General features: G+C 68.5%; 25 protein-coding genes. 5 read left to right on the top strand and 20 right to left on the bottom strand.

The features are described 5' to 3' along the window. The gene (locus tag FVE25_RS50240) at positions 1-489 is read right to left on the bottom strand and encodes a hypothetical protein (protein WP_157254507.1); all 489 of its coding nucleotides are present in this window, start codon (positions 487-489) and stop codon (positions 1-3) included. A 96-nt stretch (positions 490-585) separates the two neighbouring features. Between FVE25_RS50240 and FVE25_RS50245 the strand changes: the two genes are divergently transcribed. The 3 genes from FVE25_RS50245 (at position 586) to FVE25_RS50255 (ending at position 5,810) form a co-directional block, all read left to right on the top strand. Continuing rightward, positions 586-4,755: an AAA family ATPase gene (locus FVE25_RS50245; protein WP_157254508.1), complete on the top strand. Its 4,170-nt coding sequence runs from the start codon at positions 586-588 to the stop codon at positions 4,753-4,755. A gap of 25 nt (positions 4,756-4,780) precedes the next feature. Beyond that, positions 4,781-5,386 (top strand): helix-turn-helix transcriptional regulator, encoded by a 606-nt coding sequence (locus FVE25_RS50250; RefSeq protein ID WP_157254509.1) that lies wholly within the window; start codon positions 4,781-4,783, stop codon positions 5,384-5,386. Between the two features lie 109 nt (positions 5,387-5,495). Continuing rightward, positions 5,496-5,810: a response regulator transcription factor gene (locus FVE25_RS50255; RefSeq protein ID WP_157254510.1), complete on the top strand. Its 315-nt coding sequence runs from the start codon at positions 5,496-5,498 to the stop codon at positions 5,808-5,810. Positions 5,811-6,177: 367 nt separating this feature from the next. On the opposite strand, the gene FVE25_RS50260 is transcribed toward FVE25_RS50255, so the two are convergent. From FVE25_RS50260 to FVE25_RS50350, 19 genes are all read right to left on the bottom strand, one after another. After that, positions 6,178-7,782, bottom strand: a complete 1,605-nt coding sequence (locus FVE25_RS50260) for a helix-turn-helix domain-containing protein (protein WP_157254511.1) — start codon at positions 7,780-7,782, stop codon at positions 6,178-6,180. 390 nt (positions 7,783-8,172) lie between these two features. Beyond that, positions 8,173-9,360: an MFS transporter gene (locus FVE25_RS50265; RefSeq protein WP_157254512.1), complete on the bottom strand. Its 1,188-nt coding sequence runs from the start codon at positions 9,358-9,360 to the stop codon at positions 8,173-8,175. Continuing rightward, the gene (locus FVE25_RS50270; protein WP_343046193.1) at positions 9,361-9,759 is read right to left on the bottom strand and encodes a MerR family transcriptional regulator; all 399 of its coding nucleotides are present in this window, start codon (positions 9,757-9,759) and stop codon (positions 9,361-9,363) included. A gap of 35 nt (positions 9,760-9,794) precedes the next feature. Further along, entirely contained in the window at positions 9,795-10,616 is an 822-nt protein-coding gene (locus FVE25_RS50275; protein WP_181019971.1) for an SAM-dependent methyltransferase, read from the bottom strand. 25 nt (positions 10,617-10,641) lie between these two features. Next, on the bottom strand, positions 10,642-11,046 hold the full coding sequence (locus FVE25_RS50280) for a PPOX class F420-dependent oxidoreductase (protein ID WP_157254514.1): 405 nt from the start codon (positions 11,044-11,046) through the stop codon (positions 10,642-10,644). A gap of 15 nt (positions 11,047-11,061) precedes the next feature. Continuing rightward, a complete protein-coding gene (locus FVE25_RS50285; RefSeq protein ID WP_157254515.1) occupies positions 11,062-12,519 on the bottom strand; it encodes an AMP-binding protein in 1,458 nt (485 codons plus the stop codon). Then, positions 12,516-13,724 carry an MFS transporter gene (locus tag FVE25_RS50290; RefSeq protein WP_219826006.1) on the bottom strand — a complete coding sequence of 403 codons (1,209 nt, stop codon included), beginning with the start codon at positions 13,722-13,724 and terminating at the stop codon, positions 12,516-12,518. Before FVE25_RS50290 ends, FVE25_RS50285 begins: the two co-directional genes overlap by 4 nt. 79 nt (positions 13,725-13,803) lie before the next feature. Further along, on the bottom strand, positions 13,804-14,838 hold the full coding sequence (locus tag FVE25_RS50295) for an FAD-dependent oxidoreductase (protein WP_157254516.1): 1,035 nt from the start codon (positions 14,836-14,838) through the stop codon (positions 13,804-13,806). Positions 14,839-14,847: 9 nt separating this feature from the next. Beyond that, on the bottom strand, positions 14,848-15,951 hold the full coding sequence (locus FVE25_RS50300; RefSeq protein WP_157254517.1) for a 3-dehydroquinate synthase II family protein: 1,104 nt from the start codon (positions 15,949-15,951) through the stop codon (positions 14,848-14,850). 1 nt (position 15,952) lies between these two features. After that, positions 15,953-16,771: a class I fructose-bisphosphate aldolase gene (locus tag FVE25_RS50305; RefSeq protein WP_157254518.1), complete on the bottom strand. Its 819-nt coding sequence runs from the start codon at positions 16,769-16,771 to the stop codon at positions 15,953-15,955. Then, positions 16,771-18,018 carry an aspartate kinase gene (locus FVE25_RS50310; protein WP_157254519.1) on the bottom strand — a complete coding sequence of 416 codons (1,248 nt, stop codon included), beginning with the start codon at positions 18,016-18,018 and terminating at the stop codon, positions 16,771-16,773. Before FVE25_RS50310 ends, FVE25_RS50305 begins: the two co-directional genes overlap by 1 nt. Then, on the bottom strand, positions 18,015-18,794 hold the full coding sequence (locus tag FVE25_RS50315) for an arylamine N-acetyltransferase family protein (RefSeq protein WP_157254634.1): 780 nt from the start codon (positions 18,792-18,794) through the stop codon (positions 18,015-18,017). The genes FVE25_RS50310 and FVE25_RS50315 overlap by 4 nt, the downstream gene beginning before the upstream one ends. 5 nt (positions 18,795-18,799) lie before the next feature. Continuing rightward, positions 18,800-19,966, bottom strand: a complete 1,167-nt coding sequence (locus tag FVE25_RS50320) for an FAD-dependent oxidoreductase (protein ID WP_157254520.1) — start codon at positions 19,964-19,966, stop codon at positions 18,800-18,802. Next, on the bottom strand, positions 19,963-20,508 hold the full coding sequence (locus FVE25_RS50325; protein WP_157254521.1) for a flavin reductase family protein: 546 nt from the start codon (positions 20,506-20,508) through the stop codon (positions 19,963-19,965). The genes FVE25_RS50320 and FVE25_RS50325 overlap by 4 nt, the downstream gene beginning before the upstream one ends. Continuing rightward, a complete protein-coding gene (locus tag FVE25_RS50330; protein WP_157254522.1) occupies positions 20,505-21,806 on the bottom strand; it encodes a phenylacetate--CoA ligase family protein in 1,302 nt (433 codons plus the stop codon). The genes FVE25_RS50325 and FVE25_RS50330 overlap by 4 nt, the downstream gene beginning before the upstream one ends. Further along, complete coding sequence (locus FVE25_RS50335) at positions 21,803-22,561, bottom strand: amidohydrolase family protein (RefSeq protein WP_157254635.1); 759 nt, start codon at positions 22,559-22,561, stop codon at positions 21,803-21,805. The genes FVE25_RS50330 and FVE25_RS50335 overlap by 4 nt, the downstream gene beginning before the upstream one ends. 155 nt (positions 22,562-22,716) lie before the next feature. Beyond that, complete coding sequence (locus tag FVE25_RS50340; RefSeq protein WP_157254523.1) at positions 22,717-22,929, bottom strand: hypothetical protein; 213 nt, start codon at positions 22,927-22,929, stop codon at positions 22,717-22,719. Between the two features lie 112 nt (positions 22,930-23,041). Beyond that, a complete protein-coding gene (locus FVE25_RS50345) occupies positions 23,042-23,335 on the bottom strand; it encodes a site-specific integrase (protein WP_246268734.1) in 294 nt (97 codons plus the stop codon). Next, a complete protein-coding gene (locus tag FVE25_RS50350) occupies positions 23,272-23,697 on the bottom strand; it encodes a hypothetical protein (protein WP_181019972.1) in 426 nt (141 codons plus the stop codon). Before FVE25_RS50350 ends, FVE25_RS50345 begins: the two co-directional genes overlap by 64 nt. A 1,038-nt stretch (positions 23,698-24,735) precedes the next feature. On the opposite strand from FVE25_RS50350, the gene FVE25_RS50355 reads away from it, so the two are divergent. Together FVE25_RS50355 and FVE25_RS50360 are read left to right on the top strand one after the other, a co-directional pair. Continuing rightward, positions 24,736-25,548 (top strand): hypothetical protein, encoded by an 813-nt coding sequence (locus tag FVE25_RS50355; RefSeq protein WP_157254524.1) that lies wholly within the window; start codon positions 24,736-24,738, stop codon positions 25,546-25,548. 81 nt (positions 25,549-25,629) lie between these two features. Further along, positions 25,630-25,812, top strand: a complete 183-nt coding sequence (locus tag FVE25_RS50360) for a hypothetical protein (RefSeq protein ID WP_157254525.1) — start codon at positions 25,630-25,632, stop codon at positions 25,810-25,812. The last annotated feature ends 63 nt before the right edge of the window (positions 25,813-25,875 follow it).

The raw sequence follows: 25,875 nt of genomic DNA on the forward strand, positions 1-25,875 counted from the left end.
TCAGGCGGCCACGAACACGAGCGCGATTCCGGTGACAACGACGAGCGAGGGCACCACGAGCCAGAACCGCTGGGTGCTGCCGGTCAGCCGCCGCGTCCAGCGGTAGAACCCGCTGTCTTGGTGGAGCTGGTCCGAGGCGGTGAGCACCTCCTTGATCGCGGGGTCGCCGGCCGAGAAGTACCGCTCGTCCAGGACGGCGCGCAGGCGCTCGGCCCGGTACCGGTTGCGCTGGTACAGCTCGGTGTAGGCGGCGGCGAAGGCCAGACCGATGGCGCCGACGAAGACGAGCAACAGGCTGACGGGCAGCTCGTCGCGCGAGACCCGGCCATCGGAGGCGATCACGGCAATCAGTGCCGACGACACCACCAGGACGATGTTGACGGCGTTCGCCCGTAAAGTCTCGGCGTGCCGTGCATGTGCCCGTATATCCGTGGACATCCCCCAGAGCAGGTCCTTCTGCGCCTGCTGCCTGCTGGAGTCGTCGCCCACATGCTCTCCAAAGGGATCCTGCTGTGTTGGGATACTTCACATTGATCCTTCTCCGGCGGACTCTGTAAAGCAGTGCCACGACGACGGGATTCCGCCATGACACGGCGTAACGATGTCCCCGAATGGGCGGAGTTACCGCCCCCGGTCCTAGCTGCCCTCGATGCCTGGCTGGAGCACGAGGGCATCGAGCACCTCGCGCTCAGGGGCTGGTTCCCGGCCGGGCGCGGGCACGACCCGGTCGGCCTGGTGGAGCGCTCCAGCGACGGGGGCACAGTCAACCTGGTCGCGAAGTTCTACCAACCTCCGCTCGAGCTCAAGGTGGACCGGGTCGCCGCGGCCGGCCGTACCGCGAGCACCTTCCCGCACCTGGCCGAGCCGTACGGCGAGCCCGTCACCCTGGGCACCTGGCGGCTGATCCTCCAGGACGTCGCCCTCGGCGACCTCGGAGCCGTGCGGCCCTTGCTGGTGCCGGTCCTCGGCGGAGACCCGGGGGCGGCGGCGTACTGCGAGGAGATCGTCGCCTCGATCGTCGAGGACTGGAACTCCGGCGACGGCGTGCCGACGCCGCGGTGGCGCACGGCGACCGTCGAGGACTTCATGTGGGCGATCCTCGGCAAGCGCATGGCCCCGGACGGTCCCATCCGGAGCTGGGCGGACTTGGCCGGCGTGCCCAGCCGCGGCCACCCGGAGACCATGACCCGCCGGGGCTGGGGCAGGACCCTGCCCAATCCGTTCATGTTGCTGAACAACCCCGCCCACTCCCGGCTGAGTCTGGAGTCGATAGCAACCGGGCGCGCGCACGGCGACCTGAGCGGGCGTAACATCATGCTGCGGATGCATCCGGAACCCCTGCCCGGCGCTTACAAGCTCATCGACCTCGACCGCTTCGACACCGACGCCCCGCTGGCCCGCGACCCGATGCACCTGCTGGTCGCCCTCGCCATGGACCTGCTGGCCGAGGATTCCCTCCACGAGGCGGCCCGCCACGACCTTGTCGGGGCCATCGTCGATCCGCAGGCGGGAACCAGCACCGGGATCGTGCGGCGCTTCGGCGAGATCAGCGCGGCCATCCACGAGGGCCCGATGCGGTGGGCGCGCCGCTCCGGTCACGGCCAGGACTGGCGGGTCCAGTCCATGCTCGCGCTGGCGGCCGCCGCCCTCATGCACCTCGGCCGCCCATTCTTCCCCGACCGGGACAAGGAGTGGTGCCTTCACCTGGCGGCAGCGGCCACCGAACGGCATCAGGTCCTGACCACGTCGGACGACCCCTACGCACCCCGGCGACAGGCCGCGCGGGTGCCGACTTCCCCGGGCGAGGGGGGGCGGATGGACACGATACGGCTGGCCGTACTGCGCGCACCCGGAGGCGACGCGTTCGCGGACACCCTGACCGAGCGCCTGGCCGGCCTGCCGGTGGAGATCGGTCAGGACGTGGCGCAGGCCGACGCCGTGGCGGTCGTGCTCACCGGTGACCTCCAGGTGACGGATCCGGCTGGAAGCCGCGACCTGCCGGTGGTGTGGTTACGGGTCCATCCGGTGGACGTGCCACCAGGCTGCCGCTGCTACGACTTCACCGGACCGGAGCAGTGGGAGGAGCTGATCGGCCACCTGCGCTGGATCGGCTCGCCCGCCTGCCTGATCGACCGATACGAGCAGCGCCTGCGCACGCTCGACGAGCGGTTCCCCGACGCGGAGCGCCGCGCGCGGGACCGCATCGAGCAGGAACGTCAACTCCTGAAAAGCCGCATAAACTCCCAAAAGGTTCGCCAGGCTGATCGCGGACGTCCCGCCACCCATGCGCCACCGGTGACCGGCCGTGGCCCGGCGGCCGGCAGCCACGCCGGCGGATTACGGTATTACGGCCAGCCCCTGCCGCTGGACGAACCACTGGACCGGCTGGAGGAGACGCAGGCGCTGATCGACCTCCTGGCCTCCGGGCATGGGGCGATCGCGCTGATCGGCCCCGACGGCAACGGCAAGACCGCAATGATCTCACGACTGTTCCACCGGCTCCCCGAGGTCCGCGACGTCCTGCCCATCGACGGCTTCGTCTACCTGCCCGCGCGCGGGCCGTACCCGATCAACACGGTGACGGTGCTCAGCGCGATCGCGGCGGTCACCCCGGACCGCGACCGGGCCAGACGGGTGCACGCCACGGTCCGGAGCTCCGCGGTGCCGCTGGGGCAGAACGTCAGCGACGTGGCCAGGGCGATCGGCGAGACCCGCGTGCTGCTCGTGCTCGACGATGTGCAGGACCTCGTCGACGACGAAGGCGCCTTCGCCGACCGGCAGCTCGCCAACACGCTGACCATGGCCCTGCAGCAGGCGGTACGCCATCTTCAGCTCGTCATGGTGCTTACCGGGCGCGAGGTGGCCGAGCCCCGGCCGGTCACCCGGCTCTCGCTCGAGCACGGCCTCGAGCACGGAGCCGACTGGGCGTTTCTGGCCGCGATGGTCCCGGATGACCTGCTCGGCCTGGACGCGCACCGCGGCGTGGCCGCCGACCTGACGACGCTCACCGCCGGGCACCCACGCGTGCTGGAGCTGATGATCACCCTGCTGCACGGCGAGCCGGACCTCACCCTCACCGGCCTGGTCTTGCAGCTCAAGCGCGAGGGCCTGACGGGGCCGGCGCTGGTGCCACCGCTGCTGAGGCGGGTGCTGGCCGCGCTGGACCGCACCGAACAGCGCGTCCTGCAGGCCCTCGCCGTGCTCGGCCGTCCCGAGGAGCCCGCCGCCGTGGACGCGATGCTCGCCCCCTACCTCCCCGGCCAGCTCAACGCGCCCACCCTCGACGAGCTGGTACGGCGCCGCCTCATCCGCAAGGACGGGCACCGGTACGCCCTTCCCCGCGAACCCGACGCGGCCTGCTTGCTGGATGGCCTGGACCTCGGCTTCGCCGCCGACCGCACCCGCGAGCCCCGTCCCCTGACCCGGAGAGCCCTGTATGCCCTGGCCGCCGACTACTTCGCGGCGTCCGCACCCCAGGTGCTCGGCGAGGAAGACATGATCCGCCGCCTGGCCGAAGTGGAGATGCGGCTGGCCGGCGGCGAACGGGACAAAGCCGGCGAGGTCATGGCCTGGCTGGACACCATATGGTCCCACGAGCAGAGAGCGAACCCCTGGCTGGTGCAGTTACGCGCCCGCGTGCCGATGGAGGACGACTACCTTGACGTGCAGAACCTCTCCTCCCGAGCCATGACGCTCCTCAACCAGGACGACCCGGACACGGCGATCGACGATCTGGAGGAGGCGATCGAGATCTGCCTGCGCCCGGACCTGCTGTTGCACCTGAGTGCCTGCGACCTTGCCATCCAGCTCGGGGGCGCGCATCTCCAACGCGGCGACTGTGCCACGGCAGAAGAGTGGTACGCCTATGCGCTCGACGAGGCCGAAGAAGGTGACCTGCATCTGCTGGCAGGACAGGCGAGGGGCGGGCTCATGCGCTGCCTCTACGAGCACGGGAAGTTCAAGGAGGCGCTACGTGAGTACAAGCGCGCCAAGGCACACCTCGACCGCGGCGACGAACCCGGCGCGATGGGCTCCAGCCTCGTCCTGGACCTGGCACACGCCGCGGTTCTGGCCGCGACCGGCAGGCTGAGACCCGCCGAAGAGGTTCTCGACCAGGGGCGGCGCGAGGCCGAGGAACTCGGGCAGCGCCACCTGACGGGCGCCTTCATCGGCCAGCGTGCCACGCTCTGCCTCGACATGGGCCGGCCCGACAGAGCCCGCGAACTCGCCACGCACGTGCTCGACCTGGGGATGCAGATGAACAACGTGCCCCTGCGCCGGGAGGCGGCCATCGTCCTGGCCCAGGCGTACCTCGGCATGGACGGGAGCGCCGACAGCCTCCGGGCCGCCCAGGCGGCCGCCAACCACGCCGTGCTGCTCAGCCGGTCGAACCGGACCGGGGTCGCCTTCCTGGTGCAGGGCATCGTCCAGCTGCGCCTGGGCGAGAACCCGAGCGCGCAGGCCGCGTTCCGCCTCGGGCACGACCAGGCCGAGGAGCTGCTGCGTCGCGACCCCGGCAGCTTCGAGGCGGAGGACCTGCTGGGGCTGACGAGCTGCGGGCTCGGTATCTGCGGCGGGAAGCGTGAGCGCTTCCGCGAGGCCGAGGAGGCGTTCACCCGGGCCCGGACGATCGCGCCGACGCAGGTCGTCGCCCTGCGAGCGGGGCGCCTGTTCGACCATCTGGTTCCAGATCCGGACGCGTGGACGAGACCGGTGTACGCGGCCGCGACCGCGTGCTCCGGCGGCTGGCTGTGACGGACCTCTGACAGACTTACCCGCGATGTTCGTTCGGATAGCCGTCTTCGACCCCCTGCCCGTCTACCGGCACGGCATCATGACCATCCTGCGAGAGGCCGGGCTGAGCGGAGACGCGCCGGATGACGTCTTCGCCTGGATGGACGGCGATCACCCGCGCCTCGTGGTGCTGTCCTTGCTGGGCGGCGACGACTGGGAGCGGCTGGGGCGGCTGTGCCGTACCTATGACGACGTGCTCGTCGTCGCGCTGCTGCCCGACGACGCCGTCACCACGCACGTGCGCGCGCTGGCCGCCGGAGCAGTCGCCGCGGTGCCCCGCGACGTGCAGCCCTCGGCGGTGCGGGCGGCGGTGGAGGCCGTCATCGCCGGGCGCACCCTGCTGCCCATCGACGTGCTGCGGGGCCTGACCACGCCGGGCGCAGTGACGCCACCGGAGGCGGTGCCGCCCTCGCCGCGGGAACTGGGGTGGCTGCGCGAGCTGTCCACCGGGGCGACCGTCGCGGACGTGGCCGATCGCGCGGGGTATTCGGAGCGGATGATGTTCCGGCTGCTGCGCGAGCTCTACACGAGGATGCGGGCGGGCAACCGTACCGAGGCGCTGCTGCTGGCCCGCGAGCGCGGATGGTTGTGAGTGCGGAGAGTGCAGAGGGCGGACGCACGGATTGCGTCGTGGACCCGTACGACGATCGCTTTCTAGCGTCGAAGGATGCGAGCCTGCCGACTTGGGGGAGGCGAGAGCGATGATGACGCGCTGGGGGGACCGCTTCGGGAGGCTTCTGCCGTTCAAGGTACGGCCCGACGACGCGAAACCGACGTGGCGGCCCCGGCCGACGCCGAGTCAGCGCGCCCAGGAATCCGGTACGGCGAAGCCGTCCGGGCCAGAGCTGGACTGGTTACGCCGCCTCGCCCGCGGCGACACGGTCGCGGATGTTGCCCGCTCGGCCGGGGTGTCGGAGCGCACGATGTTCCGCAGGCTCCGTAGCCTCTACAAGAAGATGAAGGTGCGTGACCGCGCCGCGGCGCTGCGGCTGGCCAAGCGACGCGGCTGGTTGTGACCCTCCCTTCACAGCCGTTCGTCGCCCCTGCGGGTGCCGAAAATTCTTCCACCAAACCTGACCTGGAGCTATTCAACGTCGATCGCTCTTGTCTGAGCGACGCTCAGCCTGATTTGAGCGGATGCTCAGCTTCTATATTTGGACGTCACGTAGTGCAATTCATGCGTTATGAGCGCGAATTACCGCGTGTACGCGGCACAGGCCGATAAGCAGCGGCACGCCCCGGCATCCCGCTAATGACAATCACGTAAATGGTGGTACGAATCGCCACCACGCGACACTGGCCGACATCGATCAAGGAAACTCATGAGCCGTGAGTCGTGGGTTCAAGTCCCAGCCGCCCTACTCTCCTATACCGGTCAAGCACCTAGGATTCCCCAGTCGGAACATTAGCCGGCTTCGCACAATTGAGCACTAGCTGGCGCACGTCAATACACAGAAAAGGATGCCACCGCAGCTCGAGATAATTCTTGAGGGTCACTGCGAGCTGCCAGCCCAGGACGGGATATCCATGGTCTGCCGCGCACCTTATGAGCAGCGGAAAGTTCTCGCGTTCGGTGTCGAACCAGGCCAGGGCGGCAGTGGAGTCGAGGAATCTGGATGGCGTCGCACCCACCACGGCCGGGTTCATCTCGATGGGCCCCGGCCGGTTCGGCGCAAATGCCGTGCTCGCATGCCGGGACTTGTGCAGGTAGTAGGTAAGAAGCCTATGGACGGCCGTCCGGCGTTCGACCTTACTGTCGACGGCGAGAGTTCTCTCGGTTGCATATTCTCGGAGCAGCCTGTGGAATGTGAATTTGTCGTCCCGCGAGGGTTCGAGTAAGTGCACCTCCGCCAGGTGGTCCATGAGCTGGCGGGCGATGCTCGGATGCAGCCCGCCCATGGCCGCCGCGCTCTCGACGCTTACCTGCGCTCCGGGATGCATGCTCAGCAGGCGCCACAATCTCATGGCATTGCAGTCGACGCCCTTGAACGACCAGGAGAACACGGTCCGCACCGCCAGGGACTCCCCCACATCGAGCGCCCTGATGAAGTCTCCGCTGGACGCGAGCTCGTCGACGAAGGTGCCCACTGATGTGTAGGGGTGGTTCACGATCTGCTCCGCGGCGATCCTCATCGCGAGTGGCAGATATCCGCACCGAGCCGCGAGCGCGTCCACCGCGCCGGCCTGCCCCTGCGTCCTTTCGCCGCCGATGATGCCGGTGATCAACGCTGCCGACTCGGCCGCCGAGAGCGACGAGAGGGTGATGCGCCTGGCACCCGTCGTGATGGCTATCTTCGACAACCGCCGCCTGCTGGTGACCACGACGAGAGAACTCGCCGAGCCGGGAAGAAGGGACTCGATCTGCGGCGATTCGGCGGCGTTGTCCAACACGATCAACACCGCACGCTTGGACAGCATCGTCCGATACAGCGCCGCTCTCTGCGTCAGGCCCTCCGGGAGGGCCTCGGCGGGCACACCCAACGCGATGAGGAATTCTCCCAGAGCGTCCTTCGGCGTCACCGGGGGGCCGTTCTCCGAATAGCCCCGCAGGTCGATGTAGAGCTGGCCGTCGGGGAACCGTCTGCTCACGCGGTGGGCCCATCGAAGGGCCAGCATGGTCTTGCCGATGCCCGGGGGGCCGTCGACCAAGATGATCGACGGCGCGGGGCGGGCGAGGAACTGGTCCAGGTGTGCGAGCTCGGCATTTCTGCCGACGAAACTCGGGATGGCCACGGGTAGCTGAGCGGGTTGGTGCATGGCTCGCATGACGAGCATCGCCGCCAGCCGGCCTTCTGCGCCGAGCGCGGAGTCCCAGGCTCCCGCGGAGTCGTGCGAGGGTGTCCGGTGGCCATGCTCGACTTTGGAGATGTAGCTGGTATCCGTGGGGATCATCGCCGCGAGCTGTGATTGCGACAGGCCGCGGGCTTTCCGCAGTCGACGTACTTCGTGACCGAATTGCAAACCCAGGTCGTCGTGCTTGACTGACATCCGAACGTCCCCCGACTTCGCTGATTGCGTAGTGCTTCGTACTTAATGGCGAAACACGCCCCGATGGAGATTGCGGCTCGGAATAAGAAGCCTCGTACACGCCGGCCGCGAAACCACTGCGGCGGCTCGAGCAGGTCGTCGCCCGCGCGCCCCGGCGCGGGCCGGCTCAAGAGTCGTTGGTCTTGATTCCAGTCTGATGCGGAGATCGCAGGGCAGTCGTTAATCACGCCAATGGGCGGCGAGTTCCCCGTCCGCTGCCCGGCGAGACAGCTCCGAACCCTTCAGTGAAACGAATGTCCGGCCCTTCACAGTACAAGATCATAACTGGCTTCTGCCGGCAATAAAAGCCCTCCTGAGTCCGTGAATCAGTGAACGGCATTACCGATGTCGTCAGCTTTTCCCGCGGTTGGCGCGTGGCAGGATCGGCGCGGCGGCGATCACCAGCAGGCCGCCCGCCAAGGGGATGGCCGCGGCGCCCACGGTGGCCAGCAGCACCCCGCCCAGCACCCCGCCCAGCGAGGCGCCGATGAACATCGCGCACGTGGCCAGCGCCATCGCCTGCGCGGCGGCCCCGGGCGCGAGCATGTACATCAGCGACTGCAGCGGCGGGTTGACCGCCCATCCGGCCAGTGCCAGGAGAATCGCCGCCGCGATGAGCACCGCGATCGGCATGCCGCCGGCCAAGGTCACGGCCGCCGTCGCCCAGAGGAAGACCGCGTAGCCCGAGAACGCCAGCAGCAGGGTGCGGTGGGGACCGATCCGGTCGGATGCGCGCCCCCCGAGCCAGGCGGCAGCCGTACCTGCGATGCCGTGGACCGTGAACAGGAGTGACATCGCCTGATAGTCGACCCCGCCCGCCGTACGGAAGATCGGGAACATGTACGTCAGCAACATCAACCCGCCGGTGCCACTGATGATCAGCGCCACGAACACGCGGACCACGGAACCCTGCGTGAGCGGGGCGAGTTGAGCGCGCAGCCCGTCCCACGGCGGCGCCGCGACCTTGGGCACGGCGAAGGTCCCCAGCAGCGCGAGGACCGCGAGGACCGCGACGAAGACCATCGTCGCGCGCCAGCCGTACTGGCCGCCGATCCAGGTCCCGATGGGCACGCCGAGCACGAGAGCGGCGGTGATGCCGGTCGTGACCAGGCTCAGGTAGCGTCCGCGCCGGTCCTCCGGAGCGATCATCGCGGCGGCCGCCATCGCCGCGGGAGTGCTCGCGGCTGCGGCGAGCCCGCCGACGACCCGGAGCACGATCAGGATGGTGTACGAGGGGGCGACGGCGGCGAGCACATTCGCGACGGCGAACACGGCGAGCCCGCCGAACAACACGGGACGCCGCGGGAGCCGCGCCGTGATCACCGCCATCAGCAGCGAGCCGAGACCGAAGGCGATGGCGTAGGCCGTGACGAGTTGCCCGGCGAGCGGCTCGCCGACGCGGAGGTCGGTGGCGATGTCCGGCAGGACGCCGGCGATCACCATGTCGCCGGTGGCGCCCGCGAACGCGGCCAAGGCCAGGGGGAAGGCGCGGCTGATCGACGCGGTACCGGAACCGGTCCGCGTGGCGGCAACGGTCATTCAGACCGCCTGTCCGATGCCGAGCGCGCGCTCAATCTCCCCGCCGTGCGCGGCGAGCCGCGCTCGCAGACGGCTCAGCCGTTCGATGCGCTCGTCCAGGCTCTCCAGCCGCGCGTGCACCGTCGACAGAGCCGAGGCGCAGTACGGCCCGTCGCTTAGCGGCCTGTCCAGGCAGCCTCGCTCCATGAACTCGCGGATGTCGTCCACCGTCAGCGCGAGGTCCAGGAGGTCCTTGATGTTCACCGCGCGGACCGCGGCGAGCTCGTCATACTCCCGGTAGCCGTTGTCGGCACGGGTGGGCGACAACAGTCCCTGCTGCTCGTAGTACCGCAGAGAGCGGGCGCTGACGCCGGTACGGCGGGCGAGCTCGCCGATCCTCATCTCCAACTCCATGGGCATGAGACGACGCTACGACCTTGACACTAGCGTCAAGGTCAAGCAGCCGCGCGCCCCAAAAGTCGTCGATGTGCATGAATCAGGAACACGTGCGGGCTGCCGGGGGTCTCGCGCGGGACGTCCGGTCCAGGCCAGCGGCCCAGTGCCTTGCCGACGCTGCTGAGGGTGGTGACCGTGGCAGCCCACTCGGGTTCGAGCAGGTCCTCCGGCCGGTCGGTGCCGAAGTGCCACGGAGTTCCCCGCTCGATGAGCCGGTCCAGCCAGGCGCGGCGCTCCGGTTCGTCGCTGTCCAGCAGCGATTGGCCGATGAAGTCGATGAGCAGTTCGCTTCCCGGCGCAGAGAGTTCGGTGATCCGCTCGATCAGGCCGGTGACGTCGGCCGCGTCCAGATACTGGGTCAGGCCCTCGGCCGACCAGAGCGTGGGGCGGTTCGGGTCGAACCCGGCCTCCGCCAGGGTAACGTCCCAGTCGCCGGTCAGGTCGGTACCGACCGAGCGCCGGGCGCACGTGGGGACGGCCCCCGCGTCGTGGAGCAGGCCGTCCTTGAGCCGCAGCAGTTCGGGGCGGTCCAGCTCGTAGACCGTTGTGGCCGGGGGCAGGCCGAGCCGGTAGGCGCGGGTATCCATCCCCGCCGCGATCAGGACGAACTGGGGCGGGGTGCTCTTGGCGATCACGTCGTCGAAGAAGCGGGTCCTGATCGTGATGGCGGGGGTCGAACCGTCCTGCGAAAGCCTGGCACGCCCGTCCTCACCGGCGAGCAGCGTGGCGAACGGGTCGTCGAAGAGCCGGTCAGGGCGGGCGGACTCCTCGGCGCGCATCGCCGCGGTCCAGCGGGCCGTTCCGGCAACCGGGTCGATCATGATGGCTCCTCGAGGGTGAGAGGCGCTAGCCGAAGCATCGGACATATTCGGGTGCTATCCGAACCACCAGGCGATTGCCGTCCGCGGGAATGTCCGAGAACTTCTGCTGGTTCAGATATTTTCTCGCCAGGAGGTCGATGAACCGGTGATCCACGTCGGCTTGGATGCTCTCCACTCTCCCGCGCAATTCGATGTAACGATAGGGATCGACCGGATCGGGAATGCACACGGCGATCTCCGGGTTCCGCCGGAGGTTGCGATATTTCTGGCGCACGTCCGTGAGACTGATGAGCAGGTGCTGCCGGTCGCCGTCCCACAGATACCAGGTGGGGCTGACGTGCGGCCGCCGGCTTTTGGTCACCGTTGCGACGGAGGCGAATCCTTTCGACTCGAGTATGTCGGCATGACTTCTCGGCACGAGGTCACTCATCTGCGTTTCTCTCGGTCAGTGCGGAAGACGGGCGGCACGCAATGCGGAGCGGCGTACCTTGCCCGCGTCGTCGCGCAGGGCGGCGGCGGATCGCTCAAACGTGAGGGGAACCTTGTAGGGGGCTAGCCGCTCACGGACGTGGGCGGCGAGTTCCTCGTCGGTGACCGCTTCGGCGGTGAAGACGATCGCGTGCACCCGGTTGCCCAGATCCGCGTCGGGCAGCCCGATCACCACGGCCGACTCCACCGACGAGTGGGCCTCAAGGACGGCCTCGATCTCCGCTGGGTACACGTTGGCGCCGCCGACGAGGATCATGTCGCTGCGCCGGTCCGCCAGGTACAGATATCCGTCGAGGTCGAAGCTGCCCATGTCGCCCAGTGACTCCCAGCCCTGCCGTTTCCGCGGAACAGCCCCCAGATAGCGATATGTCGGCTTACCGGCGGGCGGCCGCATCCACACCTCGCCCACCTCGCCGGCGGGGAGCTCTCTGAACTCCTCATCGGTGATCATGATTTCGCCCGACACGACCCGGCCGACGGAGCCGGGATGCCGCAACCAGTCTGCGCCGTCGATGGCCGTCACGGCGATCGCCTCGGTGCCCGAATAGTGCTCCAGGAGCGCCTCCGGCCTTCCCAGCCAGTCCAGCCAGCCGCGTTTGACATGGTCGGGGCAGGGAGCGCCGATGTGGAACAGGGTGCGTACGCTCGCCAGGTCGGCACCCGCGCGCACCGCCTCGGGGAGCCTCAGTATCCGTCCCATCAACGTGGGCACCATGTAGACCCAACTGGGCCGATGCCTCCGGATGTGGGACAGCACGTCGGCCGGGTCGAACCTCGGCATCACCACCACGTGCCCCGCGTTGACCAGCGCGATGGAAGCGAAGGTGAACGGGGCGTTGTGGTAGAGCGGCGCGGTCAGCAGGAAGGTGCTGCGGCGCTCGATGCGCAGGAATCCCGCCCGTGACAGCAGCGCGTTGGTCGTTCCCGAGCCCGCGGAGAGGATCACCTTGGGAAGCCCGGTGCTTCCGCCGGACGTCGGCGCCTTCCAGTGCGGCGGGGTGACAGGGAGCAGCGGCGCGTCCGACAGCGCGGGATCGGGGACGAACCCCGCGGGCAGGCTCGGCCTGCCGTCCGGGCTGGGCAGCCCGATCACCGCGGCGGAATCGGCCACCTTGATGACCGAGGCGAGCTCCGCCGGGGGCAGCCGTCCCGACACCGGCTGGGGCGTGCCACCGATCTTCCAGACGGCCACGGTGGCCACGAAGAACTCGATCCCGTTCGGCAGCCCGATCGTGACCAGGTCGCCCGCGGTCACGCCGAGGCCGGCGAGCGCGCGGGCGTACCGGTTGCTCGCCCTGGCCAGTTCGGCCCGGGTGAGCGTAACCCCCGAGCAGGTGACCGCCGGGGCTCCCGGGTCCTCGGCTGCCAGCCGGTCCAGCCCGACGCCGAGCGGATAGCTCGCTTCCTGTGTCACACCGCCAACCTTTCCGGCTCGGCTTCCGGGTTCCGGGTGGGATAGCGGCGTACGGCGATGGCCATGATCACGATCGTGACCAGGCCGATGGCGGCGCCGGCGACGAGCACTCCTGCGCCACCACCGGTGGTGAGCGCGCCACCGCCGATCGCCCCCGCCAGCCCCACGCCGACGTAGAGCGCGCTGGTGTTCAGCGCCACCGCCTCGATGCCCGCGCCGCCCGCCAGGTGCATGATGCGGGCGGTCATCGGCGGGTTGTTGCCCCACGCCGACAACCCCCAGAGGACCATGAAGACGGCAGGGAGCCAGCCGGGCGCGCCGCCGTCGTAGACCTGCCCGACCACGGCCAGGCCCACCGTCGCCAGGAGCACCCCGCCGAAGGAGGCCATGAGCGTCCGGTCGACGCCCCACCTGTCGGTGAGACGCCCGCCCAGGACCGTCCCGAGCGCGCCCGAGATGCCCATGATCGCGATGAAGACGGGCACGGAGGCGCTGCCCGCGCCGGTCAGATCGTGCATGATCGGGGCGATGTAGGTGTAGGTGATGAGCCCGGCGCAGGCGCCGATGACGGTCCCGACGACGCACAGCAGCACGCTGGGCTGCCTCAGCAGGACCAGGCGTGCCCGCACGCCGGCGACCGGCATCCTCGGGATGGCAGGCAGCGTGATCGAGGTGATCAGCACCACGAGGCAGGTGAAGGCGCCGACGGCGACGAAGGTCGAGCGCCATCCGAACGTGCCGCCCAACCACGAGCCGATCGGCACGCCCACCACCAGGGAGACGGTGAGGCCGGCTGCCACGGTTCCGATCGCCCGGCCGATGCGCTCGGGCGCGGCCAGGGTTCCGGCGATGCCGAACGCCACCGGGCTGACGGTCGAGGCCACCAGCGCCGCCAGCACGCGCAAGGCCATCAGCAGGGGGTAGTTCGGGGCCAGCGCGGTGATGAAGTTGACCACCGCGAAGACCGAGAGCCCGCCGACGATGAGGACTTTCCTCGGCAGCCGCGCGGTCGCCACCGCCATGATCGGCGCGGCGACGGCATAGGTGATGGAGAATACCGTCACCAATTGGCCGGCTGCCGCCTCGGTGACCTGAAAATGCGTGGATATCATCGGGAGAATGCCAGCGATAATGAAATCATCGGTGCCGATGACAAAGGTTGCCAGCAGCAGACCGAATAGCCAGCCGGAGCCTCTGGGGTTCACGTTTCACCTCTCCTCTCGGCTGCCGACCGTAAAACCCTCACGCTAGTGTCAAGGTCAATGGCGGCCGATGTGATCCGCATCACAGACGCTGATAGCACGCCCACGCCTCCGGCTGCCCGTGAAGCATTGCGTCAGAAATGCCGGCATATGTCAGCGATGCCATCTGGCGGTCCTGAAAACGTTCGACGAACGGCCTGCGCAACTGCTCGTAATAGGCGAACGGCCGCCGGGTCCTCACCAGGGCGTAGGCGAGGACCATCGCGTCCTGAACACCCAGGCTCAATCCCTGGCCGCCGAAGGAGTGAACCCCGTGCGCGGCGTCGCCCAGCAGCCCGGCGCGCCCGCGCGACCAGCTTTTCGGCCGGACCACATGGTGCCGGACGGCCATCACCCGATCCCCCTCGGTCAGGGAAACCTCGGGCATGGCGCTCGCCACCTGCGATCGGAACTCCCGCTCGTCCTCCCGGTCGGCGATCCATTGCACGATCATCCGGCTTTCCGCCAGGGGAATGGCCGTCACCGGGCCCCGATCGGTGTGATGGACCGTGATGCGGTCCGGCCACCCGGGTATCGCCGGAACGTGCGTCATCATCAGGGGCCGATCGAACGCGACGACCTCGACCTCGATGCCCGACATTCTGCGAAACTTCGAGAATTTCCCGTCGCAGCCCACCAAGAACCGGCAGCCGACCGTCTCACCGCTGTCCAGCGTCACCACGCCTTCTGCGGCATCGAGCTCGACCGGAACCCCGGACGACACGGACACCCGGCCCGCCAGCGCGTTCCGGAGGATGCCCGTCAGGGTCGGCAACGGGACGCTCAGCGTGTATCCGAAGCGGCCCGCCGTATGCCTGCCGTAATCCACCACGTGGGACCTGCCGTCCGGGAAGTGCTCCACCACCTCCCGGACCGGCCGGCCGGCCTCGGCGACCTCGTCGAACAGGCCCAGGTCGTCCAGCAACTCCAGGCTCTGCGGCGACAAGAAGGGGCTGATTCCGGCCGGCCGTGGATCGGGGACCCGGTCCACCACCGTCACATTCCAGCCGGACCGGGCAAGCAGAATGGCGAGCACCAGCCCCGCGGGATCCATCCCCACCACGCCGCAATCCATCATGGCACCGATCTACTTCTCGAGGCAGAACTCGTTGATGGGATAGCCCACGTGCCTGTCCTCGACCGGCAGGTAGCCGAGCACCACGTCACCGGGCTTGAGCTCGGTGCTGTTCAGCACCGCCCCGCCCGGACCGAGCACGCGGACATGCCAGTCGTCCTGCAGGATCAGATTGACCTCGCGGCCGTCCGGCGCGGTCGCGAAGATGGCGATCAACGGCCGGGTCTCGATCTTCACCCGGCCCACGGTGACCACCCGGGTCTGCCCCCTCACATCGACGGCCAGCACCTTGCTGCCGGCCTGCAACTCGCTCAGATAGTGCGTCCTGCCGCCGGTCGAGAGCGTGTAGGAGTGGATGGCGCCCGCGTTGACCCGGAAGGGACGGGTGGGCATGTAGGGCAGCGGATGCGTTTCGCTGACGCAGAGGATCGAGCCCTTGGAATGCGAGCCGACCAGGATGCCCTCGTCCTGCCTGAAGTACGTGCAGGTGTCCACGCAGGCCCGCTCGCCCATGCCCACATGCTCGGTACGCTGCACCACCAGCTCGACCAGCCGCAGGTTCTCCGGTTGCGCCGTGGCCGCCGTCTGCAGAGCGGTGGCGTCGCCGACGTTCCTCGCAGTCAGCATCACCCCGTCCGAGCCGTGCTCAAGCACGCCGAACACGATGGTGGCCTCCTCGACGTCGGCCACCTGGGTGATGATGCTGCCCTTGGCTCCGGCCGCCGCCGCGAGCACGATCTCAAGCGGGATCTTGGTGGGGTCGCGGAAGCAGAGCAGGCTCCACTGCTGCGTCCTGGCGGCCTCACAGGCCAGTTCCAGGCTCTTCGCGTCGACGATCTCGACGAACGTGCCGAACTCCACACCGTCGTGCGCGGCTGCCAGCACGGCCGGATCGCCGTGGCGCGACGGCTCCACGATAACGAGGTCGGCCTCGCCGAACTCCTCGGGCAACGTCCTGCCCTGCGGAAAGAAGACCTTCCGCGCGGTGGGCGGAAGGTCGTCGAAGTCCGCCAGATCATCGCTCACGATCGCGTCCACGCGCTGATGCAGGGCTTCCTCGACAGCCGCCGTCCTGGCCGCGCCGAGGCCGCGCACGTCGAACCAACTGATCTTCATGTCAACTCCTGGTGATGTCGAGAAGCTCGCGCTGCTCCGAGTGCGTCTGGCCGCCGGATCGACCGTGGATGAGGTCCGACAGCAGTCGTGCCATCGTCATGGGGTCGTCGGCCTGGAAGACGTTGCGTCCTATCGCGACGCCGGCCGCGCCGTACCTCAGGGAAGTGCGGACGTGGCTCAGGACCTCGCCCGTATCGTCCGCCGGGGCCCCGCCCGCGACGATGAGCGGCACGGGGCAGGCGGCGGCGATGTCGGCGAGCGCGGACGCCGGATCGGGCAGCACGCTCTTGACGACGTCCGCGCCCAGGTCAGCGGCGAGGGTGACGGCATGCGCGATCAGGTCGGGGTCGCGAGGATTGGCGATCTTCGGGCCGCGGGCGTACATCATGGCGAGAAGCGGCACGTTCCACCGGTCGCAGGCGTCCGCCACGGCGGCCATGTCCGAGATCTGGCGTCGTTCCTCGATCGAGCCCATGTTCACATGCATGCTGACCGCGTCCGCGCCCATGCGGAGCGCCTCCTCCACGCTGGCGACGAGGTACTTCGCGTCCGGGTCGACGGCGTGCTGAGTGCTCGCGGACAGGTGCACGATCAGCGAGGTGTTCGTGAACATCCGCGGATCGATGTGGCGCAGCGAGCCCTTGTGCAGCACGACCGCGTCCACACGGCCCGCGACGAGCTGTTCGATCAGCCCGTCGATCGTACGGCCGGCCGCGAGCGGGCCATTGGTGATCGAGTGGTCCAACGGCACGACAAGCAACCGCGCGTCGTCATTGCGGTACAGGCGCCCCAACCGGAGCCTGCGGGCGAACGATTCCATCAATGCTCCCGTTCCAAGCTGTACACGTAGTCGTCCTGGCCGAGCTGGAATGCCCCGTGAAGGGCGTTGACCGATTCGGCGAGCCGGGAACTCGGCACCAGCACGGAGGCGCGCGCCTGTGCGGCGTGGACCGACGTGCTGGGGATCCCGGCCTCGGCCAGCGCACGGAGCATCCGCGCGGGATGGGCGGGATGCGCGGCGGGGCCGGAGCCGACCAGGGAGACCTTGCCGAGTGTCTCGTCGATCTTCAGGGTGTCCGCCGAGGCCAGCCCGGTGACACCCAGCGTCGCCCGCACGTCGTCGACCCTGCTGCGCGACACCGTGAACCGCACCAGGTGACGATCCTTTTCGGCCAGATAGGTGAACAGATCCATTTCCACGCCGACCTTGCCCAGCGTGTCCAATATCTCGGGCAGCGACGCCTGTTCCACAGGATCGAACGAGATGGAGATCTCGGCCGTGTCCGCGTCATGGGTGACGGCGACGACGGCGCCCATGTCTTCCACCGAATCGTGTCCCTTCTTCACCAAAACACTTCCAGGTTCACCGGTCGAAGCGTTGCGCACATGAACTTCAATATTTCTGGAGAAGGCGAGATCCACCGACCTGGGATGCAATACCCTGGCGCCCGACCTGGTCATTTCCGCGATGATGTGGAAATGGACTCGCGGTAACATCCTCGCCTTCCTCACCACGCGCGGATCGGCGGTGAACACCCCGTCCACGTCGGTGTAGATTTCGCAACGTTCCGCCCTCAGCTCCGCGGCCAGGGCCACCGCCGTGGTGTCCGAGCCGCCCCGGCCCAGGGTGATCACGTCGCCGTCCTGGTCGACGCCCTGGAATCCGGAGACCACCGGGACGAACCCGCGCCGGAGCAGCGTGCGGATGCGGCCGGTGTCGATTCCGGCGATGCGGCCTTCGCCGTACGGGCCGGAGACTCTGATGCCCGCCTGCCAGCCGGTCAGTGAGGTGGCGGGTAGGCCGATCCCGTCCAGAACCATCGCCATCTGGGCGGCTGACGAGGTCTCCCCCGTGGACACAAGCTGGTCGATCTCCCTCGCCGACGCGCGCTCGTTCAGGCTGCCGCCGAGTCCGAGCAGCGCGTCGGTGCTGCTGCCGCGGGCCGACACCACGACCACGACCGGGCGTTCCACCCGGTGACTCATCGCGACCCGTTCGGCCATGGCGCGCAGCTGTTCAGCGGTCGCGAGCGAACTGCCCCCGTATTTCTGGACCAGAATCTTCATGCCCCTCTCCCGGGGATCGGCGGGAGGCGGTCCAGCGTGATACCGAAATGTTCCTTGTATGCCTGCTCGATCTCTATATCGCCCTTCATAACCGTCTTTTCCTGGTGCGCGCCCTCCGTTCGGGTCAGCAGATCACCGCGAAGGGTGATACGCCCGTTCTCCGTGGCACGCGTGCAGAAGAGGTTCGTTCTGAACGGGGATCGGGGCGAGCTTTCGAACCACCACAACACCGGACGGAAATCGTCGATGGGCCGTGGTCGCCGCTCGATCCTGAGCACGGGCTTCCCGTCCCGTAGCAAGTCCAGATCTCCGTCCGCGGCCTCGGTGAACACGAACGTGCCGTGCGGATCGGGTTGCGGCTCCAGGGTGTCCAGCCGCAGGGGGTGGCGGGCTCCGTCACGGCCGAAGCCGACGTCGACGAGCCACGGGCGCGGGCAGTCGGCTCTGATGACGGTGTGCGCGAGCGCGAAGCTCGGGCGGCCGTCGATGAACACCCGGCAGCCGAGCAGGCTCACCCCGTAGCCCAGCGCGGACAGGAGTTCGGGGAAGGCGGAGCCGTTCAGCTCCCGGCACGTGCCGCCGCGCCGGCGCCTGACGACCTTGTCGATCGCGTCGGCGCCCAGCAGAATGGGCTGGCCGAGGTGCACGTCGATGTTCTCGAACGGCACCGCCATGAGGTGACTCCGCTGCAGTTCCTTCAGGAATTCCGCGTCCGGGGTGCGAACCCGGGCGATGCCGATCCGCCGCAGGTAGTCGTGGACCAGCGAAGAGTCCATCCCGGTCACAGTGTCGCCAGCCGCTGGTAGCAGGTCTCGGCCTCCGGCTGCCCGCGGGTCACCACGTCGGCGATGCCCTGGTAGATCGCCCTCTGACCAGCGGCGTCGCCGGGCTGGGATCTCAGTTGCGGGACACCCAACTGGTAGCGCTGGTAGCGCTCGACGAACGGCCTGCGCAGTTGTTCGTACACGGAGAAGGGCGTGTCGGTCGCGATCAGCGAGTACGCGAGGACCATCGCGTCCTGGATCCCCATGTTGAGCCCCTGGCCGCCGAGCGAGTGCACCCCGTGGGCGCTGTCGCCCAGCAGCACGATCGCACCCCGGGACCACGACGCCGGCCGGACCACGTGATGGCGGACGACTAGCACCTGCTCCCACCGGGTCACTCCGGCCGCCAGCGGCGCCTCCAGTTCGGGCAGCGCGCGGATCACCCGCGAGCGCAGGGCGTCCACCCCCGCCGCCCGCACGGCCTCGAACTCCCCGGGGTCGGCGAGCCATTGCACCACCAGGATGTCCTCTGCCACGGGCATGACCGCCACGAGCGAATCCCGCTCGCCGTGATGAAGCGCCAAGCGCGCGGGCCACCCGGCAGGTGCCGGCATCACCATCATCACCAGCGGCCGGTCGAACTCGACGACCTCGGCCTCAATACCCGCCATTTCGCGAACTTTCGAGAATTTTCCGTCGCTGGAGACCACGTGGCGGCAGGTGAGCGTCCGGGTACCCTGCTCGTCGGCCAGGTCCAGGTGGACCCCGGCGGCCGACTCGGTCACGCCCAGCACCGACACGCCCGTCGACACCGTCGCGGTCGCCTCACGAACCAACGCCTCGCGCAACACCCTCGTCAGATCCCGCAAGGGAACACTCAGCGCGTACCCGAAATCCCCGCCGGCCCGCTCCTCGTAATCCAGCACGTAGGGGTCGTCATCGGGGAAGAACTCCACCACCTCCCGCACAGGCCGGCCGATCCGGTTCAGCTCGCCCAGCAAACCGAGATCCTCGAACAGCCGCAGGCTCGGCGGCGACAGGAACGGGCTGATCTTCGCCTGATCCTCGCCGCGCTCGAGCACCGTGACGTGCCGTCCCCGCCGGGCGAGCAGCAGGGCGAGCACCAGCCCGGAAGGACCACCGCCGACTACGCCGCAGTCCACCGGTGCACCGTCATCACTCATCGTTCGACACCCGCCTCCAGGTGAGAGCTCTCGGCGACCGTGACCAGGTCGCCCCGGTAGAAGACCTGTGGCGGACGTGCCTCCGCCCGGACCACCACATGGACGATCAACCCGATCAGCAGGACGTGGTCGCCGACCGGGATGACCTGTTCCAGCACGCATTCCACGACGCCGGGCGAAGCCGCCGGCGCCGGAACGCCGTTGATCCCTGCCTTCCCCGCCATGGCCGACACCGCCGCCGCGCCCACCGGCCGGGACCTGGAGGCGAACCGCCTCGACAGTGCCGTCTGGTCCGCGCCGAGGAAGCCGACGGTGAATGCGGTCCCGGGGCCGACGGAGGCCATGATGCGAGCGCGTTCGTGCACCGACACCAGGAGCAGCGGCGGTTCCAGCGACACACTGACGACGGAGTTGACCGTCATACTCATGACGTCGTCGCCCTCGCCGACCGTGAACAGAGCCACGCCGGTGGGGAACAGGCGCATGCAGGCACGCAGGTCGTCCCCGCGGATGTGGTGGCGGCGAAGCTCGCGGGAGGTCACCAGTAGGTCACCGCCCGGTCCCAGTCCTCGGCCGCGTCGAAGAGATTGCGCGGTTTGACGAACTCGGGCAACTTGGTGAGCACCTCGGACGACACGATCGTGCCCGCGGCGACGGAGCGTACGCGCGCCTCGACGCCGATGCGGCTTTTCAGCGAAGCGGCCAGCTCCACCGCCGCGTCGGGGCCCGACTCGAGCTCCAACTCCAGAAACCCGTCGCGGCCGCGTGCGCGCCAGAACATGACCTCGAAGCGCTCAGGCAGGGAGAACACCGCCTCCTCCATCTGCTGCTGAGAGATCCGCACACCCGACACGACGCAACTGCTCTCGTTCCGCCCGAGAACCTCGATGGCCGGCAGGGCGAGATCGCAGGGGCAACCCTCGTCGGTGACGCGGACGCGGTCCTCCAGGTTGTAGCGCACCAATGGCATCGCCTCGCGGTAGAGCGTCGTGATGACCAGTTCTCCTGTGCCGGACATCGCGCTGCGTCCGGTCGCCGGGTCGTAGACCTGAGGCACGAACCGGTCCGCCCACAGGTGCAGGCGCCCGGCGGAACACTCCCCGGCGAGGCTCCCGGTCTCCGTCGACCCGTAATCCTGCAGGACCGGAACCCCGCCCCAGATCCGTGAGATGCGGCTGCGGCGGGCCTCGCTCAGCGGTTCACCGGCGACCACGAACCCGCGCAGCGCGGGGAAGTCCCGCTCGGGCCGCAGCCCCGCGGCTCGGGCGCTCGCCGCCCACAGCAGGCATTCGGTCGGCAGGCACCAGGCGACCGTCACGTCCAGATCGCGCAGCAGGCGCACTACCCGGGCATGGGTGACGACCGAGCTGCGATTGTCGGCCGGCACCACGGTGGCACCGCAATATCGGCCCGCCAGGTGGGCCTGGTGCCCGGTGGTCAACATGGCGTAAGGAGTGCGGACGAGCAACGTGTCACGCGGCGTGAGGTCGATCGCGTTCCGGGTGAATCGGTCGACGACGTCTAGCCAGTCGTCATCGGTGAAGAACGACGACGTCGGCGACCCTGACGTGCCGCTGGACTCGTGGTACGTCGCGACACGCTCCTTCTCGACCGCCAAGAGGCCGAACGGGTAGGCGGCGCGCAGATCACGCTTGTCGATGACTGCTATCCGGTCCAGGTCGGAGACCGTACGCACGGTCCCCGCCGCGTCGAGCCGCTCGCAGTTGAAGGCGGAACGGGAGGCCAGCCGCATCGCCTCGGGCAACCGCTCCTCCTGGACGTGCCGCAGCCCCTCCGTCCCTTTCCAGTCGCCCGTCCGCGGCAGCTCCCGGTGCGTCATCGTGGCGCTCCGAGGAATCGGTGCGCATTGTCCCAGGCGACCGCCTGCCATTCCTCGGCGGTCAGGTTCAGCACTTCCAGCTTGGTCAATTCAACGCGCGGTGACTGCATCGGATATTCACTGCCGAAGACCACCCGCTGCGCGCCGAGCCGGGACAGGGCTGTGCGAACAGTCGCGGTGAGGCCACAGGAAGTTTCCAAGAGAATATTGTCCTCCGGCTTGATCAGATCGATTCCATAGAAGTCCAGATCGCCCACTCCGGCGTGACCGAGTATGAAAGTGGTGTCGGGGAAACGCGCCGCCAGGCAAATGAGGTCCCGTACTCCGAAATCGGCTCTGTGCAGGCAATGCGCGTACACGTTGTGCCCGAGTTCCACCGCGACCTCGATGAGCGCGACCGTGCGCTCGTCCTCGAACGGCACCCCGTGCACGGACGGCGCCAGCTTGAGCCCCTGGAAATCGGGCCCCTGCTCTCGGTACACCGACGCCGGTCGGTGGGGGTTGGCGAAGAACAAGGGCGCCAGGCGGCCACCGGACCGGGCACAGCCGGCTCGCACCGCATCGTTGTCGGCGTCGTCTTTCACGAAGCCGCCTTCTATGATCTGCCGGGAGAGCACATCCGCCGAGACGACCGCACCGGCCACCACGATCGCGCGGTCGATGCCACAATTGTCCATCTCTTTCAATAGACGCGACAGGGATTCTTCGCCGGGTGCGAGATGTGCGTGCGCGTCGAATATCCGCCGATTACTCATCGCCACCAGAACTCTTAGTTGCGTCAACAATTCATGGCCACACTATGCACCTCATCGCACGGCTGAACAGGTTGACAGGTTGACAGATCTGTCAACATCGGGAAACACGCATTATCCGCATGGCGGAGGATCGGCTTGCCGGTGAACGTCCGGCTTCATGCCAGGGTGCTCCGGGTCCGGCGCGCATAGGACAACCGCAGCCGGGCGATCACCGTGGCCGCCTGGTCCAGAGCCAGCGGGAGATGCCCCGGTTCCTTGGCCAATTCGGCAGCACCGGCGGCGTCGCCCAGGCCGGTGCGCCGGTGCGGGAAGGTGGTCGGCGGCGCGGCGCTCACCGAGCCGCCGAGCCAGGCCGTCCAGCCCGGCATAGATCTACTCGGCGCTCTCGGCGGCGACCCAGGCCACCGCGGACCCTGCGCCTGCTGAAACTACCTCCATACAGAGCAACACAAAGCGGCTCATAATCCGTGGGTCGTGGGTTCAAGTCCCGCCCGCCCTACCACACCGACCTGCGGCTTTACCCGGTCCTGTAGTCGCGTCATCTGATCGTGAGTCACGGTGAGCCACACGTGAGTCACACCCCTCCCGGACCTTGCTGATCTTCCGGTCGGTCGCGCGGGCGCTGTTGTGGTACAGCTGCGGCAGCACCGAGACGTAGGTGTTGGCGGCCAGCACGATGCTGGCATGCCCCAGCGTGCCCTGCACCACCTTCAGCTCGGTGCCCGACGCCAGCGCCAACGTCGCAGCTCCATGGCGCAGGTCATGCAATCGCACCGGCGGCAGCCCACTAGATGATCGATGCCAAGGGGTCTGGCTACGGTTAACCAGCTCACGCGATCATCCGGTGTCAGCGGACGCCCGGTCGCGTTCGGGTAGGTCCAGCGTCGGCTGACCGGCCGGCGGTGCCAGGCCAGCAAGGTGCCCGGCGTCACGAGCCGATGGAGGCGAAGCCGCGTGGGCAGCAGTCGCGCCCGGTTGGCCCAGTCTGGTCGTGGCCGGGAGAGCTGATGACGCAGGACGGTGACCTCGTGACGCAGCACCAAGATCTCCACCTCTTTGGAGGTGTCGCCCCGCGCGAGAAGCGTCAACCAGCCGAACAACCGGGCCATCGGCAGACACAGCAGGCGTAGAAGCACGAGTGCCGAGGATAGAAGGCCAGGCAAGATTCCATGGACGAGATTTGGCACCGCACAGGGGGCGCCGGAGCACAGCTCTCCCGCCGCGCGGCCCGGCAGCCGACACCCGCCCGGGCGGGAGGCTGACGAGGATGCCTGAGACGGCGGAATGTGGAGAACATCATCAAGTTCGGCGACACCTGCCCCGTCATCTTGGACCATGACCCCCGCCTCGCACCCGGCTGGGCGTGGTCCGCCGGATGGCCTGACCCACCCGCGGTGGATCAGGCCATCTTCGCTGCGTTAGGAGCGGTGGCAGGCGCCCCTCAGCCACAGATCCTTACGGCGCATCAGCCCTTCACCTCCCACGCCCATGTAGACCCGGACCCAGTTTTTCCGGCCCTCCGGGACGTGCCCCGAGGGGCCCCTGACGTCCGTCGATCTTGGCACCGTGTGGTGGTGGTACCACTGACCGTGGCCGTTCTTGGCGTAGACGGCTGCCGGGCGCCTGGTCACCCACAAGCAGTCGGATGCAGTCGCAACCGCGGCTGCCGTTACCGTGCTCCGGATCGCTTGGCCGGCGTGCGCGGTGCCCAGCGTCGCGCCGAGCAAGCTGACGCCGATGACGGTGACCGCCCCCGCCCGGCTCGCCCATGTTCGCGCCGTCGCCAGGGCACCGGTCTGTTTGATCGTATTCCGCATGGAAGTCTCGATTCCTTTCATGCCCGTCTTGCAGCGGCCCGGTGGCCGACTGTGTTCTCGGGCGCTTCACGATCAACCGTGGTGAGGCCGACGCCGCGGCGACAGGCCAGCGCGGCAAAACCCCGGCTGGGCTGCGGCCAGATGGGGCCACCTATGGCCATATACGGGAACTGGCCGCGTCCGGCATGCCGGTGACGGCCGGTTCCGGCCATGTCGGGCAAGCACGTCTCAAAGCGGCAGCCAGAGACTGCGAATCCGGCTTTACTTCCCCCTGTGGAAGCACCAGCGAGCCCAAAGGCTGCACTCGCACACGCGTTCAAGGAGGCAGTCTCACCGCAGCGGCTGTCCCCTCAGGAGGTGGAGCGATGGAGCCGACGGCGCCGCAAAGAGTGGGAGGAACTCAACCGGCAAACCCCGGGCAAGGCGGGACCCGAGATCACAGAACTGAAGCGGAGCACCGTCAAGAACTGGCTGGCGGGCATCAGCACACCCCAGACGAAGACGGGCCTCATCACACTGCTGATGTACATCCAGGAGGACGGCCCACCGCGCAACGACAGCCGCAATCTCTGGGACGACCCGCTGTGGTGGGAACTATGGCGGGCAACCAAGGGCAAGTCCCCAAACGCGACCTCAGACGCCAGCGGGCCAGCTGCAGATGACCAAGGCCCTGACCTCGAAGGCGCTGCTTCGGCACCAGAACCGGACGGAGACGATCCGCCCACCGTGAACGCGGCGTGCACGTCACTCCCGCACGTCCCGGCACCTGCTATACAGGGGACGGCGGGACCGCCCGCCGAGCAGATGACGTTCCACCTGGCACCGCCGATGCCGGACCAGCGACTGCCGCCCAAGCGCAGGCGATCCATGACGTGGCTACTCGCCATACCCACCGCGATTGTCTTGATCGGTGCGGGCGGCCTGGGCGGGATCCACCTGTTTGCGCTAACCCAGCCACTGCGCTACGCCGCCCCCCTATCGTCGACGGCCACCCCCTCCAGCCCCAGCACATCATCAGATGAACCGGAACCCGCCGCGACCACCACATCCGCCCTCGGCACCCATGCCCCACGGCCCCGAAAGCAGAGCCAACCGCCGTCGACGGCCACCGCTTCACCCACCCCGCCGGACGCCCGCACGCCCGCCGAAGACCCCTCCAGGCAACCGTGAAGCACAGCGCTCAAGCAATGCGCCCACGTTGTCTCCACCAAACCCGCGCCGGTCTACACCGCACCCAGCGTCTACGCCCACGTGCTCAAGCACAAAGAGCCCGAAGCGCCCATCAAGGTCCTCCCCCAACTCGGCGTCGAACTGCGCGCGCCCCCGGGCTGGCTGGTCGTCTCCACCCCCGCAGACACCCCGCCGTACCACTGGATGCGAGCCCAGCACCTCAGCACGCCCGGCCCATGCCCACGCACCGCCGCCCATCCCTGACACCGCTCCCCCCGGAGAGCCGCCGGCTCCGGGGATCCGATCGGACAGATCAGCAGCCCCCCG

Source organism: Nonomuraea typhae (assembly GCF_009760925.1).
Taxonomy (GTDB): domain Bacteria; phylum Actinomycetota; class Actinomycetes; order Streptosporangiales; family Streptosporangiaceae; genus Nonomuraea; species Nonomuraea typhae.